Origin of the sequence: Actinotignum timonense (assembly GCF_900155575.1) — a bacterium.
GTDB lineage: Bacteria > Actinomycetota > Actinomycetes > Actinomycetales > Actinomycetaceae > Actinotignum > Actinotignum timonense.
The window spans coordinates 225881-245388 of sequence record NZ_LT706966.1 but is presented as its reverse complement, the minus strand read 5'-3'; the positions used below and the strand labels follow the sequence as shown (position 1 = coordinate 245388).

11 protein-coding genes and 1 pseudogene are annotated in these 19508 nt (G+C 63.9%); 5 read left to right on the top strand and 7 right to left on the bottom strand.

The genetic code is table 11. The annotated features are described in order from the left end of the window. Window positions 1-2: 2 nt before the first annotated feature. The 4 genes from CZ322_RS01025 to glgX all read right to left on the bottom strand — a co-directional run bounded on the left by CZ322_RS01025 (window position 3) and on the right by glgX (window position 6806). Window positions 3-2414, bottom strand: a complete 2412-nt coding sequence (locus tag CZ322_RS01025; RefSeq protein WP_087069855.1) for an alpha-1,4-glucan--maltose-1-phosphate maltosyltransferase — start codon at window positions 2412-2414, stop codon at window positions 3-5. Window positions 2415-3032: 618 nt separating this feature from the next. Continuing rightward, complete coding sequence (locus tag CZ322_RS01020) at window positions 3033-3242, bottom strand: hypothetical protein (protein WP_087069854.1); 210 nt, start codon at window positions 3240-3242, stop codon at window positions 3033-3035. Between the two features lie 87 nt (window positions 3243-3329). Beyond that, on the bottom strand, window positions 3330-4430 hold the full coding sequence (trpS, locus tag CZ322_RS01015) for a tryptophan--tRNA ligase (protein ID WP_087069853.1): 1101 nt from the start codon (window positions 4428-4430) through the stop codon (window positions 3330-3332). A gap of 141 nt (window positions 4431-4571) precedes the next feature. Continuing rightward, complete coding sequence (gene glgX, locus CZ322_RS01010) at window positions 4572-6806, bottom strand: glycogen debranching protein GlgX (RefSeq protein WP_234984402.1); 2235 nt, start codon at window positions 6804-6806, stop codon at window positions 4572-4574. Window positions 6807-6915: 109 nt separating this feature from the next. Between glgX and nudC the strand changes: the two genes are divergently transcribed. Then, a complete protein-coding gene (gene nudC / locus CZ322_RS01005) occupies window positions 6916-7878 on the top strand; it encodes an NAD(+) diphosphatase (RefSeq protein WP_159454965.1) in 963 nt (320 codons plus the stop codon). 98 nt (window positions 7879-7976) lie between these two features. Here nudC and CZ322_RS01000 read toward each other — a convergent pair whose 3' ends face one another. Then, complete coding sequence (locus CZ322_RS01000; RefSeq protein WP_087071116.1) at window positions 7977-8234, bottom strand: mycoredoxin; 258 nt, start codon at window positions 8232-8234, stop codon at window positions 7977-7979. Window positions 8235-8337: 103 nt separating this feature from the next. Between CZ322_RS01000 and CZ322_RS00995 the strand changes: the two genes are divergently transcribed. Beyond that, window positions 8338-10332 (top strand): ATP-dependent DNA helicase UvrD2, encoded by a 1995-nt coding sequence (locus CZ322_RS00995; protein WP_087069851.1) that lies wholly within the window; start codon window positions 8338-8340, stop codon window positions 10330-10332. A 138-nt stretch (window positions 10333-10470) separates the two neighbouring features. On the opposite strand, the gene CZ322_RS00990 is transcribed toward CZ322_RS00995, so the two are convergent. Together CZ322_RS00990 and CZ322_RS00985 are read right to left on the bottom strand one after the other, a co-directional pair. Then, a complete protein-coding gene (locus tag CZ322_RS00990; RefSeq protein ID WP_087069850.1) occupies window positions 10471-11613 on the bottom strand; it encodes a hypothetical protein in 1143 nt (380 codons plus the stop codon). A gap of 246 nt (window positions 11614-11859) precedes the next feature. Then, window positions 11860-13407 carry a zinc-dependent metalloprotease gene (locus CZ322_RS00985; protein ID WP_087069849.1) on the bottom strand — a complete coding sequence of 516 codons (1548 nt, stop codon included), beginning with the start codon at window positions 13405-13407 and terminating at the stop codon, window positions 11860-11862. 141 nt (window positions 13408-13548) lie between these two features. Here CZ322_RS00985 and CZ322_RS00980 point away from each other — a divergent pair, with 141 nt between their 5' ends. The 3 genes and pseudogenes from CZ322_RS00980 to CZ322_RS00970 all read left to right on the top strand — a co-directional run bounded on the left by CZ322_RS00980 (window position 13549) and on the right by CZ322_RS00970 (window position 19419). Further along, window positions 13549-14685, top strand: a complete 1137-nt coding sequence (locus CZ322_RS00980) for a YlbL family protein (RefSeq protein ID WP_087069848.1) — start codon at window positions 13549-13551, stop codon at window positions 14683-14685. A gap of 142 nt (window positions 14686-14827) precedes the next feature. After that, window positions 14828-17908, top strand: coding sequence for a UPF0182 family membrane protein (locus CZ322_RS00975; RefSeq protein WP_087069847.1), 3081 nt, complete (start codon window positions 14828-14830; stop codon window positions 17906-17908). Between the two features lie 243 nt (window positions 17909-18151). Then, window positions 18152-19419 (top strand): annotated as a pseudogene (locus tag CZ322_RS00970) (Na+/H+ antiporter family protein). Window positions 19420-19508: the final 89 nt, after the last annotated feature.

Sequence of the window (19508 nt, the reverse complement as noted above, 5' to 3'; positions counted from 1 at the left end):
AATCAGGCCTTTACCGAGAGGATATGTGCCGGGCTGGTGAAGGGGTTGAGGCGCACGAAAGGCCGGTTATTCCACTGGAAGTGCCCGCCGCCCAGCTCGTCCACCACCTCGATCTGCTCGGGTGCTTCGCCCAGCGGCAGGCCGCTGGCGTCGAATGCACCGAAAGCGGACATATCCAGGGAGATCTCCGCTTCCTGGGTGGTGTGCGGGTCGAGGTTGATCACCACGATCACCCGGTCCGCGGTTCCCGACGGAGTTTCCTCCGGGCGCGCCACCTTCGTGAAGCACACAATATTCGGGTTCGACGTGGGATTAATCGTGATCCCGCGCAGGCGCTGGAGAGCCACGTGCTCTTTGCGGATCTCATTGAGGCGGGTGAGAAGCCCCTGGATACCGTACGGATCACGGCTGTAATCCCGCGGGCGGTATTCGTACTTCTCGTTATTATTCATTTCCTCGAAGCTGCCGCGCGGCTCCGATTCCACAAATTCATAGCCGGAGTAGATCCCGTAGGAGGGCGAACCCATCGCCGCCAAAATCGCGCGGATCTTCCACCCGTTCGGGCCCGAATGCTGCAGGTAGGGGGTGAGGATATCGTGCGTCGTCGGCCAAAAAGTGGGGCGCAACATCGCATCCGATTCCCGGCCTACCTCCCACAGGTAGTCCTCAATCTCCTTCTTTTCGTTACGCCACGCGAAATAGCAGTACGACTGGTGGAAGCCCACCGCACCCAGGCCGCGCATCATCGGCGGGGCGGTGAACGCTTCGGCCAGGAAAATAACCTCCGGGTGGGTCTGGCGGAATTCGGCCAGCAGCCGCTGCCAGAAACTCACCGGCTTGGTATGCGGATTATCCACCCGGAACAGCGTGACCCCGTGCGAAACCCACGTTTCGAGCACGCCCTTGACGGCCTGGTAGATACCTTCCGGATCGTCATCGAAATTGAGCGGGTAAATATCCTGGTATTTTTTCGGGGGATTCTCCGCGAACGCGATGGTGCCGTCCGGGCGGTGCAAGAACCATTCGGGGTGCTCGCGCAGCCACGGGTGATCCGGGGAGCATTGCAGCGCAATATCGAGGGCGACCTCCATGCCCAAATCCCGCGCGGTAGCCACAAAAGCATCGAAATCTTCGAAGGTGCCCAGGTCCGGGTGGATGGCATCATGCCCGCCGGCCTCGCTGCCGATAGCGTAGGGCGAGCCGGGTTCGCCGGGCTGGGCGATCAGCGAATTATTCTTGCCCTTGCGGTCGGTCAGGCCAATCGGGCTAATCGGGGTAAGGTACACCACATCGAAGCCCATGGAGGCGATGCGGGGCAGATCTTCCGCCGCGGTGCGCAGGGTCCCGGAATGCCAGGTGCCTTCGTCATCGCGCCACGCACCGACCGAACGCGGGAACATTTCGTACCACGCGCCGTGCAGGGCCAGTTCGCGGTCCACGGCCAGGGGGAAACGCGCCGATTCGCTCACGAAATCGCGCACCGGATAGCGCTGAATAATATCTTCGACGACGCTGGAGGTCACGGCCGCGAAACGTACCGAAGCCGGGATGGACTTTTTTCGAACGACGTCGATAGCGTCATTAATCGCCGGCCGGTCCTGTGAACCGCGCGGCAGCAATTTCGCCACCCTCTTGAGCAGCTGCTCGGCCTCGAGGAACACCAGGTCAATATCCTGGCCAACCGGGAGCTTCGCCTCGGCGGTATGGCGCCAGGTGGCCAGCGGATCCGACCATGAACGCACGAAGAATGTCCAATCGCCGGGCTCGGTGGGAGTGAGCCAGCCTTCGTAGCGGCCCAGGCCCGGGCGTACCAACACCATGGGGGCGCTCTGGACTTCGCGGCCCTGCGGATCCACGAGGACGGCTTCGCAACCGAACAGGTCGTGGCCTTCGCGCCACACGGTGGCCTGCACGGGGAAAGCTTCATTGACGGTGCCCTTGGCTGCCAGCGAGCCGTTTTGCACGCAGGGTGTCACATCCATAATCGGGATGCGGGCGATATTCGCGCGCGGCGCGGGAGCCGGGGCCATCGGTGCCTGCGGGAACGCGGGAGGGTAGCCTTCCGGGTTCGGGCGGCCGTGGGTGGTGGGGGAGGGCGCGGTTTTCGCGGTTGTTTTCGCGGTTTTTGTGGTTTTTGCCGTGCCGGTAGTTTTCGCCGTGCCGGTGCTTCGCGTGGACTTCGCGGCGCTGGCCTTGGCGGGGGCTTTTGCCGTTGTGGTGCCCTTCGCCGTGCCGGTGCTCTTCGCTGAACTGGTGCTCTTCGTCGAGCGCCGAGTGGTCGCGGGTTTCTTCGCGGCTGCTGCCTTTGTGGCGGCTGACTTCGTGGCCGCGGGCGTAGTTGCGGGCGTGGCTGCCGGCTTCTTTTCGGGCGTGGGGGCCGAATTCTTCGCGGGCGTCGTCGGTTCAATGGACATGGCTTATCTCCTCGTATCCTCGGGCGACATATGGCGGGCGTGCGCGCAAGCGGCAGCAATCCCACGGCTCGCGCGGCGGCGCACGAGCCGATGATGCGTCTGTGTAAGGATGCTCACAAGCTCAATCCTATTAGGTTTCCGGGCTTCTGGCACACCGGCCCGCGGGGGTGGACGCGCGGCCGGTTGGCTGCGTCGTCGTATATAGAAGCCTGGGCGCGGCGCGCGGGAGGGACTATGTGTTTTCCGAGCTGTACTGCATCTGTTGTACATGCGAAGTACATCTCGGAAAAACACTCCGCCTCCCGCCGCGGCGGGATAGGCAGAGTTGGCCATTCTCAAGATTCACGGCTACAAAACGTGCGTTGTGGACCGTGAACCTCGTGAAATGTACGTCCCTGACATAAATCCGGGCTAAATATGTCACTGGCGTACATTTTGCGGGCGGGCCACAGCCGGGAGGTGGCTGCCGCGGTGGGGTGAGGCTATCGGCCTGCCCTGCGGAGGGTGTGTTTGACCGTTGTAGTGGTACTGGAGAACAGCGGGCCTTACAAAGTGGTACTGCACGACAGAAAATCGGGTATTGCCTGTAGCTTCAGTACCACTTTGTTGCCGGGGCGCTCAGTATTTCCTGAAAGCCCGCAATTTCTCAGCTTTCTCCGCGCGCTCTGCCGCTTTCTTCCGCGCGAGCTCAAGCTGCGCCTGTAAAACCTGCCTGCGCTCCAACAGTTCGACCGTTAGCGCCCGCAACTCCTCGGGATCGGTGGGCAGCTGAGCTTCCAGTTCGCTACGGGTTCTCGCTATGATCTGGTCGCGTTGCCTTTCATCCATAACCGTGGGACTACCTTCCTGATGAACTCAGCTTTCTGAGCGGTGCAGCCGGGCAGACTCCGGCGCCCCGCGCCCGCCGCGTCGCGGCTAGTACACCATCTGGAGCGCTTCGCGCACCTCCGCGAGCGTCTTATTGGCGCGCTCGTTAGCCATCTCGATACCGCGGCGCACGATCCCGTCCACATAGCCCGGATCCTTAGCGAGCTCGGCGCGCTTGGCCCGGATGGGGGCAAACATCTCATTGATCGATTCGGTGACGATCTTCTTGAGGGTCCCGGCCCCGCCGTCGCCAATTTCCTCCGCGATCTCCACCGCGGGCCGCCCCTGCGCCAGCGAAGCCAGCAGCAGCAGATTCGACACTTCCGGGCGGCCCTCCGGATCGTAGGTAATATGCCGATCCGAATCCGTGACCGCCTTCTTGATGCGCTTGGCGGTTTCATCGGCGCTCATGCCGATTTCGATAGTGTTTCCGCGCGATTTGCTCATCTTGGCGCCGTCCAGCCCCAGAATCGAGGTCCCTTCGGAGAGCAGGGCTTGCGGGCGCGGGAAGACCGGGGTTTCCCGCCCGGCCGGGCGCCCGTAGCGCGCCTCGAAACGGTCGGCGATCACGCGGGCTTGTTCGAGGTGGGGGAGCTGGTCCTTGCCCACCGGCACCAGATTGGCCTTGCAGAAAAGAATATCCGCGGCCTGGTGCACCGGGTAGGTGAGCAGTAGCCCAGACAGGGGCCGCCCGCCGGTTGCCTCGTGTTCCGCCTTGACGGTGGGATTGCGGCGTAGTTCGGCGTCGGTCACCAAAGAAAGGAAGGGCAGCATGAGTTCATTGAGGCCGGGAATGGCCGAATGCGGGAAAATAACCGCGGCATCCGGGTCGATACCCACCGCGAGGTAATCGGTGGCCAGCGAACGCACCCGCTCCCGAATGGGCCCGGTGCCGTCGCGATCCGTAATGACCTGGAAATCGGCGATGACCAGCCAGGTTTCCACGCCCTTGCGCTGCAATTCCACCCGGTTGCGCAGCGAACCGAAGTAGTGCCCGAGGTGGAGATTACCGGTGGGGCGATCCCCGGTGAGAACCCGGAATTCCTCCGGAGAAGTATTAATCTTCTCCTTGATTTTCTCACTCAGGCGCTGCGCATGCGCCAGGGATGCGGCGGACGTGGACCGTTCGAGGGATTCCTCGACACTCATACCTTGCTCCTTCAGTCATACCCAGGCCGCCCCGAGTTCCCCGGGAGCGTGCTCTGCTTGTCTATTGTAGGCGCCGCCGCGACAGCTTTTCTTGCGGTTTCCGTTTCGCGGCCGCGTATAGCACGACGACGCAGCGCCCCGCTACCGCTCCGGGTTGGCGAAGTAGAGCTGCATCGTCAGCGGCTCCACCCGGGTGGAGGCCCCGGGCTGGTAGATACGCTCCGAGGAGCGCGGGGTGGGCCAGGAGGAATCCCAGGCCAGCGCGAAGGGATTGCCGCGCCCCTGCGGGAATCGGATAGGAACATGGTGGTTCGAGCCGTTAATGACCACGAGCGCATCGGCGTCGCGCTCAGAACCGGAACGCAGCATTTGCAGTAACCGATTCGAGGGATCGAACCACCGGTGTTCGGGCATCGGCTCGCCGGTATCCGCAAACCACTGCAAATCGGGGATGTGATCGCGCCCGGAGGGCGATTCGGTGTAGAACATGCTCGGGCGCAGCACCCGGTGTTCGGAACGCAAGCGGAAAAGATAGGCCACGGTGGCCTGGAGTTCGCGCTGCCATTCCTCGTGGTCCCAATCCAGCCAGGACACGTGATTATCCTGGCAGTAGGCGTTATTGTTGCCGAATTTCGTATCGGCAAATTCGTCGCCGCCGTAGAGCATGGGGACTCCGGCGCTGAACACCAGCGTGCCGATGAGGTTGCGCATGGTGCGGGTGCGCGCGCGTAGCACGTGCTCGGGGAGCGGGGCGGTATCGCTGCCTTCCCCTTCCACCCCGTGATTCCACGAGCGGTTGTTATCGGTGCCGTCGCGCCCGTTTTCCCCGTTGGCTTCGTTGTGTTTGGAATCGTAGGAGACCAGATCGTAGAGGCTGAAGCCGTCGTGGGCGGTAATGAAATTGACGGAGGCGAGCGGCCCGCGCCCGGAGGGGGAGCGCCCGTGTCCGAATAGATCGGCGCTGCCGGCTAGCCGGGTGGCCACATCCCGCAGGTCCCCGCCCAGGCCCCCGCCGGCCACGGCGCGCTGGTCGGCCACCCAGAACTGGCGGATGGAATCGCGGTAGCGGTCATTCCAATCCGCGGTGGGCGGTAGGAAATTGCCGGTTTGCCAGCCGTTGGGCCCCAGATCCCAGGGCTCGTTAATGAGCTTGACGTTGGAAAGAATCGGATCGGTGGCCATGGCCAGGTAGAGGGGATGGTTGGTATCGAAATGATCGCCGCGGCGCGCCAGGGTGGCGGCCAGGTCGAAACGGAACCCGTCCACGCCGATCTCGCTGACCCAGTAACGCAGCGAATCCAGGGTGAGCTGGAGCACCGGGGTGCGCCGGAAATCCAGGGAATTCCCGGTGCCGGTGGTGTCATAAAACTGGCCGGGCTGGTTGGGGACCTGCATGTAATAGGTGGTCTGCCCGAAGCCGCGCAGCGAGACGGTCGGCCCGTTCACCCCGCCTTCGCAGGTGTGGTTATACACAACGTCGAGGATGACTTCCAGGCCGGCATCGTGGAGGCGGGCCACCATATCGCGCACTTCCTGGAGCACGGCCAGGGGGCCCGCGGCCCGCGCGGTGGCGGTGGCCAGGCTCGGTTCGGGAGCGAAATAGGAGAGGGTGGAATAACCCCAATAATTGGTGAGATCGCGTTCGGTGAGGAACGGTTCGGACATTTTCGCGTGGATAGGCAGCAGCTCAACGGCCGTCACGCCCAGGGAACGCAAGTAATTCGTGACAATCGGGTGCGCCAGACCGGCGTAGGTTCCGCGCAATTCTTCGGGAAGCGCCGCCAACTGCTGGGTGAGCCCGCGCACATGCGTTTCGTAGATCACGGTGTGGGACCAGGGCGTATACGGGTGGCGGATATGCGTTTCCGTGGGTGCGGTTACGACGCCGCGGCACATGGCTTCCAGGGAATCGGTATCGTCACGCTGAGGTGGGAGCGGGACGGGATCCAGGGCGTCATTTACCTTGTGCCCGTAGAGTTCGGGGCCTAGGCGCGGGGTGCCGGTAATGGCCCGCGCGTAAGGATCGAGGAGGAATTGGGCGGGGTTGAAACGCATCCCGGTATCGGGATTCCACGGGCCATGGACCCGGTAGCCGTATTCTTGACCGGCGCGCACCCCGGACACATGCCCCACCCAGGTGGTGAAACTCGCGTCCCGATGCAGGGAATAGCGACGCTCGGTGATACCCGAGGCACTGCGGTCAATCAGGCACAGATCAACCGCGGTCGCGTGCGGAGCCAGGACGGCGAAATCCGCCCCGGTATCGGTGAGGTGCGCCCCCAGACGCACGGGCCGCAAGCGCACGGGCAGGGCGCGTTCGGAGGCGCGCGCCACGTACCGAGATGCGGTCGGGGAAGTAGCCGGTAATGAAGTCACCTTCGTATTGTCGCAAAATATCGGCGTTCGGCAAGAATCCAGAAGAGTGATATTAGAATTTTGGTGGAAGGGTGACCGGCACGCGTCCGGTTCCGGAAGGGGCACGATAGTGGGGTACGACGGCGATTTAATCCTGGCGCGCGGAAATTTGGACCGGGATGAACTCTCCCGCAGCTCACCGCAGCGCCTGGCGGAATTGGCGGAAAATGCGGGGTATCTGCTTATTTCCGGGTGGGGCGCGGTGCTGGATAAGGATGATGCACCCCTGCTGTTGAACCGCTCTGAGCTCCCGCGCACCACCGCGGATTCACCAACTGTTTACCTGGGGAAAGTTGCCGGGCGTCCCTATTTTGCGTGCGATCTCACCACCGTGATCGGGGGCGGACCCACCCGTGATAACCCGGAAGTGGATGCGCCGGGGTACCGGATTGGCTCGCTGCAAAATTACGCGCCGTCGTGGAGCGCGGATATGTGCGCGCTGGTGACCGCGGCGGTGGCAATCCTCAATACCTGGCGGGCTACCCGCTGGTGCGCGGTCTGCGGCCAGCGCATCACCGTGGATACCGGTGGTTGGAGCGGGCACTGCCCGGAAGGCCACGTGGTTTTCCCGCGCACCGACCCGGCCGTCATTATGGCGGTGCTTGATTCTCAGGATCGTATCCTGCTGGCGCATAATGCGCGTTGGCCGGCCGGGCGCCATTCGGTGCTCGCAGGTTTTGCCGAGGCGGGGGAGTCCCTGGAAGCGGCGGTGCGCCGCGAAGTGCGCGAAGAAGTGGGAGTGCCGCTGGGCGAGATTCGCTATTTCGCCAGCCAGCCCTGGCCCTTCCCGCGCTCCCTCATGATCGCCTACGTGGCGTGGGTGGATCGCCAGGCCGAAGCCCGGGCCGGCGGGGCAGATAGTTTGGTGCGCCCGGATGGGGAAGAAATCGACCACGCGGCTTTCTACAGCCCGCCCGAGCTGGATGCCGCCCTGCGCGAGGGCAGCCTCAGCCTGCCCGGGCCCTCCTCGGTTGCCGCGGCCCTCATCACCGACTGGTACGGCCCCGGGATTCGCCCTCATCTGGGCTGGTAGGAAGCCGGAGCCGCGGCGATCTTGCGGCGGGTGCTGGCGGTGGCGCGGGCACCCGCCCTTGTTTCTGGATCGCTCTACCACCGCCCCGAGTGTGAGTTTTAGCTCCCGGGGGAGGCGAGTTCGGCGAGTTTTGCCTGCACCTCTTTCAGGCTCGGATTCGTCAGGGTGGCGCCGTCGGCAAACTCAAGAGTGGGTACCACTTTATTGCCACCGTTGAGGGCCGCAACCTTCACGGCCGCGGCTTCATCCTCCTCAATATTCACCTCATTCCAGGTGATGCCGGCCCGCTTGAGCTGGGCGGAAAGGTTACGGCAGTAGCCGCACCACGACGTTGTATACATTGTGAGATCAGCCATGAGGTGATCGTACGGGCTGGGCGCGCGGCTCGCCACGAGTTTCGATAAGGGGAAAATTTCTGTCGTAGGCGTGTGGCATCCTGAGAGGGCAAGGAGGAACACGATGGATTCACCCGAGGAATTGCTGGAATTTCTGGACCCGGATCAGCGCGCGGTCGCCACCGCATTGCGCGGGCCGGTATGCGTGCGCGCCGGGGCGGGCACCGGGAAAACCCGCGCTATCACCTACCGGATCGCCTACGGGGTGCGCAGCGGGGCCTACGTACCGCAGAACGTGCTGGCAGTTACCTTCACCTCCCGCGCGGCCGGGGAATTGCGCTCGCGCTTACGGGACCTCGGGGTGGGCGGGGTGCCGGCCCTCACCTTCCACTCCGCGGCACTGCGCCAACTCTCCTACTTCTGGGGCACCGCGGTGGGGGGAACCATCCCGCGGATTACCGAATCGAAATTCGGGCTGGTTTCCCAAGCCGCCGGCCAGATCGGCCTGCCTACCGATAAAGTGAGTATCCGGGATCTCACCGCGGAAATTGAATGGGCCAAAGTCTCCATGATCAGCCCGGATAATTATCCAGAAGCCGCCCTGGCGGCCGGGCGCGGGGAAGTCGCCGGTCAGCTCAGTACCGATATCGCGCGCTTGGCGAAAGCTTATGAAGAAGTGAAAACCGAACGCCGCGTCCTCGATTTTGATGATGTGCTCCTCCTCCTCGTGGGCATCCTGCTCGATCGTGCGGATATCGCCCGCCAGATACGCGAGCAATACCGCCACTTCGTTGTGGATGAATACCAGGATGTGTCCCCCCTCCAGCACCGCCTGCTCCAGCTGTGGCTGGGGGACCGCAAGGATCTGTGCGTTGTCGGGGATGTTTCCCAGACCATTTATTCCTTCGCCGGGGCATCCTCCACTTACCTCGCCCGTTTCCAGCAGGAATACCCGCGCGCTCGCGTTATTGAACTCACCCGTGACTACCGTTCCACCCCGCAAATCGTGGCGGCCGCGAATACCGTGATTGCCGATGATGTTTCGGAAGGCACGGTGCAGCTGGTTTCCCAGCGTCGCTCCGGGCGCCCGGTTACTTTCCAAGAATACGAATCGGATGGGGCGGAAGCCGCCGGTGTGGTCAGCGCTATCCAGGCGCTCGCGGCGGAAGGTACCGCGCTCTCAGAAATCGCCATCCTCTACCGCACCAATGCCCAATCGGCTGAATTTGAGGCGGCGCTGTCCAAGGCGGGGGTGTCCTACCAGGTGCGCGGTGCGGAAAAATTCTTCTCGCGCCGCGATGTACGCGAAGCTATGGTGGCCATGCGCGCCGCGGCACGCTCCGGGGTGAGCGGCCCGCTCGCGGATAATGTGCGTACCGTGTTGCGCCAGATGGGCTGGCGGGATGAAGCTCCGGCTACCGCCGGCTCGGCCCGGGAAAAATGGGAAGCGCTCCACGCCCTCATCACCCTCGCGGAAGATATGGAGGATAGCCGGGATGCCTCCATGATGGATTTCGTGGTGGAACTGGAAGAACGCGCCGCTACCCAGAACGTCCCGGAATTGGAAGGCGTGACCCTGTCCTCCCTGCACGCCGCCAAGGGCCTGGAATGGGAAGCGGTCTTTTTGGTGGGGATGAGCGAAGGGCTCATGCCTATTTCCCTGGCGAAGAAACCCGCGGCCATTGACGAAGAACGCCGCCTCCTCTACGTGGGAATCACGCGGGCCCAAGAATTTTTGCAGATCTCCTATGCCGCCTCCTCGGGGCATCGCTCGGGAAAGAAAGTCTCCCGCTTCCTCACCGGCTTGTGGCCACAACCGGAAGATGAAGAAACCTCGCGGGCCACCCGCTACCGGCGCCGCTCCCGCGCCGCCGCGGAAGAATTCGCCGCCGCCTACCCCGAAGATGTGGCGCTTTTTGAGGAACTCGCGGCCTGGCGCGCCCAGCGCGCCCAAGCCACCGGCAAACCGGCCTACACAATTTTCCATGACACCACGCTGCGCGCCCTCGCCATAGCCAAACCGCGCAGCATCCACGCCCTGGCCCAGATCAAGGGGGTGGGAGCCACGAAACTCGCTATCTACGGGGAAGAAATCCTCGCCCTGCTGGCTGGGCACTGAGAATGATCAAGCACCCTAGAGTAAGCGGGCAATGCGAGCGCGGCTGGGTATGGCGGGTGCCGGTCGCCACGATGGATACGCGATCCAGCCATTGCTCGCGGGCGGGTGCGAAGCATGCGCAGGCTTGTAGTGGTGCGCTTACGGCCCCGCGGGTTCTGCTTCGCACGAGCAACTCTCATGCGGGGCCAGCGTAACCCGGTAGGGGAAACCGGGAAGCGGGGGCACCACCCACTGGGATCCGCGGGCCCGCTCGGCGTGCCCGCTCAAAACCAGGAGCGCGCCATGAACCGCAAGCGCAGCCGCGAGGGACACCGCGGGGCTAAACGGAGCACCCCCGCGGGAACTAAAAACCTGCGGAGCCAAGTAACGCCACGCCGGATCCGCATCCATCGCTGCGAAAAGCAAACACCTGGCACACGGCCCATTCCCGGGAACCACCACCGGCCCCACCCGAATATCAATATCCTCCGCATAAGCCAGCAGATAAGGAATCCGCTGCCTCTCCCACAAAGCACATCGCTGCGGATCGGGCAAGTGCACAGACGTCACCAAAGCCAGCGCCGGCGGGCCGCACTCCACAGCCGTTGGAGTCCCCGCAGCCCAAGAGGCCGAATAATTCCCGCGCAGGGTGGTCCCTGCCGCTGCACGAGCGTCCCGCCCCGTAGACCCCGCGGCTCTGGCCGCACCCGTTGACGCACGAGTACCGCGCCCCGCGGCGCCCGCGGCGAAACTCCCGTGGCCCGCGGCCCGCCCCATCCCCAGCGGCGTGACTGGCTGCGCCTGTGCATCAACCTCGATAACCGTGGTACCCCAACCGCGCTCGCGAAAATAACTCTGGAGAACCTGCTGGCGGGCAAAAGTACGCCACGTCGGCCGCCGGAAAATCGGGTGATCACCGCTGTGCGGCCTACTCGTATCCGGAGTGAGAATATAACCCAAGCCACTCGCGGCAAGATGCAGACAAATCTCCACCGCCAGCGGATCCAAACGCTCCACGAAAACCGCACGCCAGGCCAGATCAGGGAAAGCAGGCGGAGAAACCTCCAGCAGCCCCGCATCACGAAGCGCACCCAGCAGCGAACGCGCCCGCACCTCACTCACCCCGTGCAGCTCACACGCAGCAAAAAACTCAATTTCCGTACTGGCAGATGTCAGGGAAGAAACCGCCCGCTGTTCCGCAGTGGAAAGACCGCGCAACCGCAGCGCTACCCGCGGATCCAAACCGACCTGCACTTCGTGCGTATCCGACCAATACACCCCTAGCGGCGAGCGGATCATCATGAGAACACCTTGAACAACACCATGGGCACAGCATAAAAAGCACAGCGCCACAGCGCGACAGCCCATCCACAGGCCCGGGCGTTATCCCCAGGTGCACTCTCGCCACACTGTTCAGGGAGCTTAGTTATCCACAGATCGCCCCGCGGGCCCGGCCGAATCGCCATCGCCAGAGCTAGCGGGAGATCGGTCAGCTAGCCGTGCGCTCAGTCAGCTAGCCGCGCGATCAGTCAGCCAGCGGCGGATCAATCAGCTAGCAGAAGGATCAGTCGTTCCAGAGTCCCCGTTGGCCGCGGGCGGCGTCGTCGTACCGAAACCCGGTTCGTGCGGCGCGTCCCCGAAAGGCGTGCCTCCGTCACTATTGCTCAACAGTTCCTCGAGGAAAGCGTCCAGCTCCTCATCCAGCGCGGAAGGCTGCTCCTCCGGGGAGAAGAAACGATCCGGATCATCCAGATGCTCGGGCAGCGGCAGCAAATCGGGATGCTTCCAGAGCGCGTCGCGCCCCTCCATCCCGCGCTCGCGAGCGGCCCGCGCCCAGAACGCCGCCGCCTCCCGCAACCGCCGCGGCGCAATATCGAAACCAACAAGCGGACCGAAAACGCGGTTCGACGGCGCTTCGGTCACCTCGCGGCGCGTGAGAGCCTCCGAAAGTTTCATACTGTGGGGCAGCTGGGCCGCCACCGCGGTGCTCGTGACAGCGCTCACCCAACCGGCCACCAGCGAAACAATATGCTCGAGGCGCTCGAGCGTGGCCTGCTGTGCGGGGGTGCGGGTAAAGGCGAATACCTCGTTCATATCCAGCTGCGGCATCTGCCCGGACATGAGTTGCTCGGGATCGAGCTGGAGTTCGCGGACCTTCTCCTCGATGGCCTCGGTGTCGATGGCGATATCCGCGGCGTAGGCGGCCACGGCGTCCAGGATCGTGCTGCGCAGCCACGGGACCTGGGAAAAGAGCCGGGCCGCGGCCTGTTCGCGCACCGCCACGTACAGCTCCACTTCGCGCGCGTCCACATCCAAGCCCTCGGCGAAAGCGGACACATTAGCAGGTACCAGCGCGGCCGTTTCGCCCTCGACCAGCGGGAAGCCGGCGTCCGCGGTACCGAAAGAAATCTGGGCCAGTTCAGCCAAACCCTGGCCGTATTGCATTCCTAATAACGACGCCGTCATTCCGGCGAGCATCCCCTCGAGCCCTCCGGGGATCCCGCCGAGCATTCCGCCCGAGAGCATCTGGCGCATCTCCTCCGGGGCACGTTCCAGCTGTGAAGTGAGAGCCTCGCCGAAAGCCCGCGCGAGATTCGCGCCCACCGGCGCGGTGAGTTTACGGAACGTCGGGAGGGAATGCGCGATCCAATCCAGGCGCGACCACACCTGATTGGGGCCGCGCGGCGGATCGAAAACCGTGACCGGATCGAGCCATAAACTCGCCACGTCCATCGCCGAACGAGCCTGATCTCCCGCGGCCGCGGTGGGAAGTCCCGGGCCGGCCTTATTCACGGTATCCCGGGCCACCTGCTCCCCGATTTTCCAATTGACCGGCCCGTCACCCGAGGAGCCGAGCATGGCGCGGATCTGATTCATGACCAGCCCGATATCGGCGGGCATGCCCATCCCCGGCATGCTGCCCGAGTTTCCCGTGCCGCTGCCGGTGCCGGCAGCTCCGCCGGGCTGTGCATTGCCGCCGGGCTGTGCGTTGCCGTCGGGGGCGAGGGAGCGCAGGATTTCCTCGGCAGCGTCATCGCCGAGCACCGCCCGCAGCATCTTTTCCCATTCGTCACGCGGCTGTGAATTCTCAGTCATTCTTCTCCTCGAGGTCCACCACTAAGCCTAAAACACCGCCGGCCCGCGCGGGTAGGCGCCTCAGCCCCTGGCGCAGCAGCCGGTATATAAAGGTGAGCAGCGGTAGGCCTGCGCCGCGCGATCAGGCATGATGGATAGGTGATGAAAAAACGTGGTCAGGTAGGTAGTCCCCGTTCCGCGCGCCGCGGTTCCCGTTCCGCGCGCCGCAGCGGTTTCGCTTTTGCGAGCCTGGCGGCCCTCGCCCTTCTTATCCCGGGTGCTTACACGGTGGAAATGGCCGGCCCGGCCCTGGACGTGACCGGGGAAGTGGCCGGCACCCGGCTGGTGAAGGTGGAGGGCGTGCCCACCTATCCCACCGATACCCAGCTCTATATGACCACGGTTTCCGCGGCCGGCAATCCCGAGGTGGGAACCCTGGGCGCGCACGCCCTGTGGGCCCTGGTCGATCAGGAATCCCAGCTGGTGCCGGTGCGCCTGCTCTACCCGCCCACGCTCTCCAGCGCGGAAGATGATGCCCGCAATGCCGAACTCATGAATAATTCCCAAACGGTGGCGGCCGCCGTGGCCTTGGAAAAGGCCGGCCACCCCGTCACCATGAAGCTGCGGGTGGTGGAGATCCCGGAAGGTTCCCCGGCCGCCGGCCAGCTTGAGCCAGACGATATTATTACCGGCATTACCGCTCCGGGCGCCGCCCCCACCACCGTCTCCACCTTCAGGGATCTCTCGAAAGTCCTGCACGCCACCGAACCGGGCAGCACCGTGACGGTTTCCTACCAGCGCGGCGGCGAAGCCGGCACCACCACGATCATTACCGCGCCCTTCCCGCCCGACGAAACCGGCTGGGTCCACCCCGGCTCCCTCCTGGGCGTTTCCCTCGCGGTGGAGGATGTGCAGCTGCCGGCCACCGTCACCTACGCGGTGGAAGGCATCGGCGGCCCCTCGGCCGGCCTCATGTTCGCGCTGGGCATGTACGACGAACTCACCCCCGGCTCCCTGGGCGGGGCCGCCGCCATCGCCGGCACCGGCACCCTCGCCTTCAACGGGGAGGTGGGTCCCATCGGCGGCATCCAGCACAAGATCGTGGGGGCGCGCGAACGCGGCGCCACCGATTTCCTCGCCCCGGCCGCGAATTGCGGGGAAACAATCGGGTACGAACCGGAAGGCTTACGTATCTGGGCGGTGCGGAATTTTGACGACGCCGCAGCAGCCGTCCGGGACATCGGCGCGGGGCGTACCCCGAAACTCCCCACCTGCCAGGATGTGGCCGCGGGCCGGTAGGGGCGTGTTCGCGGGCGGCGTCGTCGTACCAAAAAACCGTTGACGCACGCGCGATTCTCAGCTTTTTCCGCTATGTTTGATAGGGAATAGTGATGGCCGGGCGCGCCTTGCGCTGCGCCGCGGAAGAAGTTGAGGATTTCGTTTGAGTACAACCGCACATCCCCGTTTGAGGCGGGAGACGCCGGGAGCTTTTTGGTGGACACTGGGTGTTCTGGCCATTCTGCTCGTGGCGCTCGTCGTCGGATCGGGCGTTTACACCGACGTTAAATGGTACGAACAAATCGGCGCGGCTCGCGTGTTCTGGACCCAATGGGGCTGGACCATCGCGCTGGGCACCATCGGCACCCTCCTGGTTGCCATCGTGCTGTGGCTGAATTTCCGCCTGGCGCGCAGCAAGGACGAGGGTATTATGGCCCCCAGCGTCGCGAACTACCGGAAGGCGGCGGAAAAGTACCGCTGGGCCACCAACCTGGGCCTGCCGCTGCTCGCCGGCGTGATTTTCGGCGCGCCGCTCTCCGGGGAATGGCGCACCTACCTCATGTGGATTTTCCGCACGCCTTTCGGGGATACGGATCCGCAATTCGGGCGCGATGTGGCTTTCTACGTTTTCACGCTCCCGGTGCTGCAATCGGCGCTGAGCTTCGCGATCACCCTGCTGGTGATCGGGGCGATCGGCGCGGTGCTGGGCCATTATCTCTACGGCGGGGTCACGGTGGATTCAGGCAAGGTGCGGGTACGCAACCGGGCCCGGGTGCATTTCTCCGTGCTAGGGCTGCTCGCCTTTATCCTGGTGGCCGCCTACTTCTGGCTGAGCCGCTACACCCTGCTGCTCTCCAATAATGATCGTTTCTCCGGGGCGTCCTATACAGATATTAACGCTAAGCTGCCCGGGCTCACGATCCTGGCGATTACCTTCCTGGCTATCGCGGTGCTCTTCGTGATTTCGGCGCTGCGCGGCTCCTGGCGGATTATTACCGCGGGCCTGGTGGTGGCCCTGGTGACCGGCGCTACGGTGGGCTGGGCCTGGCCGGCGCTGGTGGAACGCTTCCGGGTCACCCCGAACGCTATCGAGATGGAAACGCCGTATATTGACCGCAATATCTCGGCCACCCTCAAGGCCTACGGCCTGAACGATATCGAAACGATCCCCTATAACGCCCGCACGGATGCGGAAGCCGGGCAGCTGCGTAATGACGCGGAATCCACCGCGCAAATTCGCCTCCTCGACCCGAATATCGTCTCGCCTACGTTCAACCAGATGCAGCAGAACCGCCAGTACTACGGTTTCGCTTCCCAGCTGGCGGTGGATCGCTACAACCTCAATAAGACGGACCGGGATACCGTGATCGCGGTGCGTGAACTCAATCTGGACGGCCTGGGCCCGGACCAGCGCAACTGGGTCAATGACCACACGGTCTACACCCACGGCTACGGCGTGGTGGCCGCCTACGGCAATACCACCTCCGCTTCCGGCGCCCCGCAATTCCTCCAGTACGGTATTCCTTCCCAGGGTGAACTGGGCGAATACGAACCGCGCGTGTACTTCGGGCAGAAGAGCCCCGAATACTCCATTGTGGGCGCGCCGGAAGGAACCGCGCCGTGGGAGATTGACTATCCTTCTGACGCTGCGGAAGGCTCGCAGGTTCTCAATACCTATACGGGCGACGGCGGCCCCTCGGTCGGCAATTTCTTTGACAAACTCATGTTTGCCATCAAGTTCCGCTCCACGGATATTTTCTTCTCCGACCGCGTGACCTCCGAATCGCAAATCCTCTTCAACCGCGACCCGCACGAGCGGGTGCGCAAGGTGGCCCCCTACCTGACCTTGGACTCCAAGGCCTACCCGGCCGTGGTGGATATGGACGGGGATCCGGCCACCCCCAAGCGCCTGGTGTGGATTATCGACGGCTACACCACCTCGAATAACTACCCGTATTCGGCGCGGGAATCCCTGGCGGCGGCCACCACGGACGCCCTCAATTCGCGCGGCATGTACGGGGCGGCCTCAGGGCAGGATGTCAATTACATCCGCAACTCCGTCAAGACGGTTGTGGATGCCTATGACGGCTCGGTTTCCCTCTACAAGTGGGATGAGAAGGACCCGATCCTGCGGGCCTGGGAATCGATCTTCCCGGGCATGGTGCAGCCCCTGGAGAAGATGTCCGGGGATCTTATGGCGCATGTGCGCTACCCGGAGGATTTGTTCAAGACCCAGCGTTCGCTGCTGACCCGCTACCACGTCAAGGATCCGGCATCCTTCTACTCCGGTGGTGACTTCTGGAATGTTCCCAACGAGCCGGCGGTGGATACGGCCGGGGCCAGCGGGATCGCGGCGGCGCAAACCGATAGCAAGCAGCCGCCCTACTACCTGACGCTGCAGATGCCGGGCCAGGATTCCGCGGAGTTCTCCCTGTCCACGGGCTATATCCCGGGTGGTCAGACGGACCGCAATATTATGACCGGCTTCTTCGCGGTGGATTCCAATGCGGGCTCCACGCCGGGGGAGAAGCGCGAAGGCTACGGCAAGTTGCGACTCCTCGAGCTGCCGCGCGACCTCACGGTTCCCGGCCCGGGCCAGGCGCAGAACAACTTCCTCTCCGACCAGAATGTTTCCCGCGCGCTCAACCTGCTGCGTTCGGGCGGTACCACGGTGCGGATGGGTAATCTGCTCACCCTCCCGGTGGGGGGTGGCATGCTCTACGTGCAGCCGGTCTACGTGCAGGCTTCGCAGGGCACCACCTACCCGCTTATGCAGTACGTGCTCACGGCGTTCGGTGACGGGAATATCGGCTTCGCGCCCACCCTGGAGGAGGCCCTCAACCAGACCTTCGGCGGCGATTCGGGTGCCCAGGCCGGGGACGCCGGATTGCAGAACGTCAAGGAAGATATTTCCGCCGGGGATGGCAAGGCGCCCGCAGCGGGCACGCCCGGTGCTACGCCGGGTGCCACGCCTGCTCCCGGTACGACGACGCCCACCCAGCCCGCGCCCCAGCAGCCCAGCGCTGCGCCCGGTGCGCCGGCGCCCGCTCCGGCTCCGGCCGCGGGGGGTACCCCGCAGGAGCGTTTGGACGCCGCGCTGCAAAGCATGAAGCAGGCGGTGGGCCAGGCTGATAGCGCAATGAAGAGCGGGGATTGGGCGGCCTACGGGCAGGCCCAGAAGAACCTGCAGACTGCGCTGGACCAGGCCATCGCGGCCCAGAAGGAGCTGGAAGGGGCTAAGTAATCCCGCCTAGGGCGCAGCCCGGCAACCCGGTAGGGCTGGCCTGGCAACGCTCCTCTCACGTGGCGGCCACCTGAAACCGGGTGGCCGCCACTGGCGTATCTGGGGGCGGAAGTGGCGGCGTCGTCGATAAAAATGCGGCGGAATAGCAACGCGCAGCGGCCGGTAGTGCAATAAATAATAGAAAAGCTGCACATTTGTGGATACTTATCCAGGCCGCGGGCGGGACTGGGTATATTCAGCTTTATGAATGCTGTTGTGGTGGCTGTTTGTTTGATGCTCCTCCTCGCGGTACTTCGTGTGCACGTGGTACTGGCTCTGTTTATCGGCGCGCTGGTGGGCGGTGTGCTCAGTGGCATGGGGCTGGAAGGGACCATGGTGGCCTTCCAGGAAGGCCTGGGTGCTGGGGCGAAAATCGCGCTCTCGTACGCGCTGCTCGGTGCGTTCGCGATGGCGGTGGCCCATTCCGGGCTGCCGCGTTTGCTTGCCGATTGGATGCTCGGCCATCTGCGCAGTTCTGATGGTGCGGGCTCGCGCAAACGCACCTTCACCCGCTGGGCAATGCTTGCCGGGATTTGCGCGATGGCGGTTATGAGCCAGAATCTCATCCCGGTGCATATCGCTTTTATCCCGCTGCTCATCCCGCCGCTGCTGGTGGTCATGAATAATCTGCGGCTGGATCGGCGCGCGGTGGCCTGTGTTCTTACATTTGGCCTGGTGACCACGTATATGTTCCTGCCTATCGGCTTTGGCAAGATCTTCCTCACCGATATTCTGCTGGGGAATATCGCGAAGGCCGGCATGGATGTGAGCGNGGCGGCGCCGGTGCGAACGGTGCCAGCAGCTCGGGCGCGAACGGCGCGGCCCCGGCGATTTCCCGCTACCGCATCGTGGTCTCACTCGTGGCCATTCTGGTGTGTTTTGGGATCCAGCTGGCGCTCAACGCGGTGGACTCGGATGCCGACGCGCTGCTGGTGGGCGCGCTGGTCGGCCTGTGCGTCTTCATTTTCTCGCGCGCCGTCAAGCTGCACGAAGCCGACGACGTTTTCACCGACGGCATGAAAATGATGGCCCTCATCGGCTTCATTATGATCAGCGCCCAGGGCTTCGCGAATGTCATGAGCGAAAGCGGGCAGATCGAACCGCTCGTGCACGCCACGGCGGCGATGTTCGGGAGTAATAAGGCGATGGCTTCGCTCGCGATGTTGCTGGTGGGGCTGCTGGTGACGATGGGGATTGGTTCGTCCTTCTCCACGCTGCCGATTATCGCGGCGATCTACGTGCCCCTGTGCACCACGCTGGGATTCTCTCCGCTGGCCACCGTTTCGATTATCGGCACGGCCGGCGCGCTGGGCGATGCCGGTTCTCCCGCCTCGGACTCCACTTTAGGGCCGACGGCGGGGCTCAACGCAGACGGCCAACATGACCATATCCGCGACTCGGTCATCCCCACCTTTATCCATTTCAATATCCCGCTACTCATCGCGGGCTGGGTTGCTTCGCTGGTGCTGTAGCGGGGGCTTCCGCAAAGTGCAAGTCAGGAACGGGCCTGACAGAGTGGTACTGCACAACAGAAAATCAGGTGTTGGCCGTAGCTCCAGTA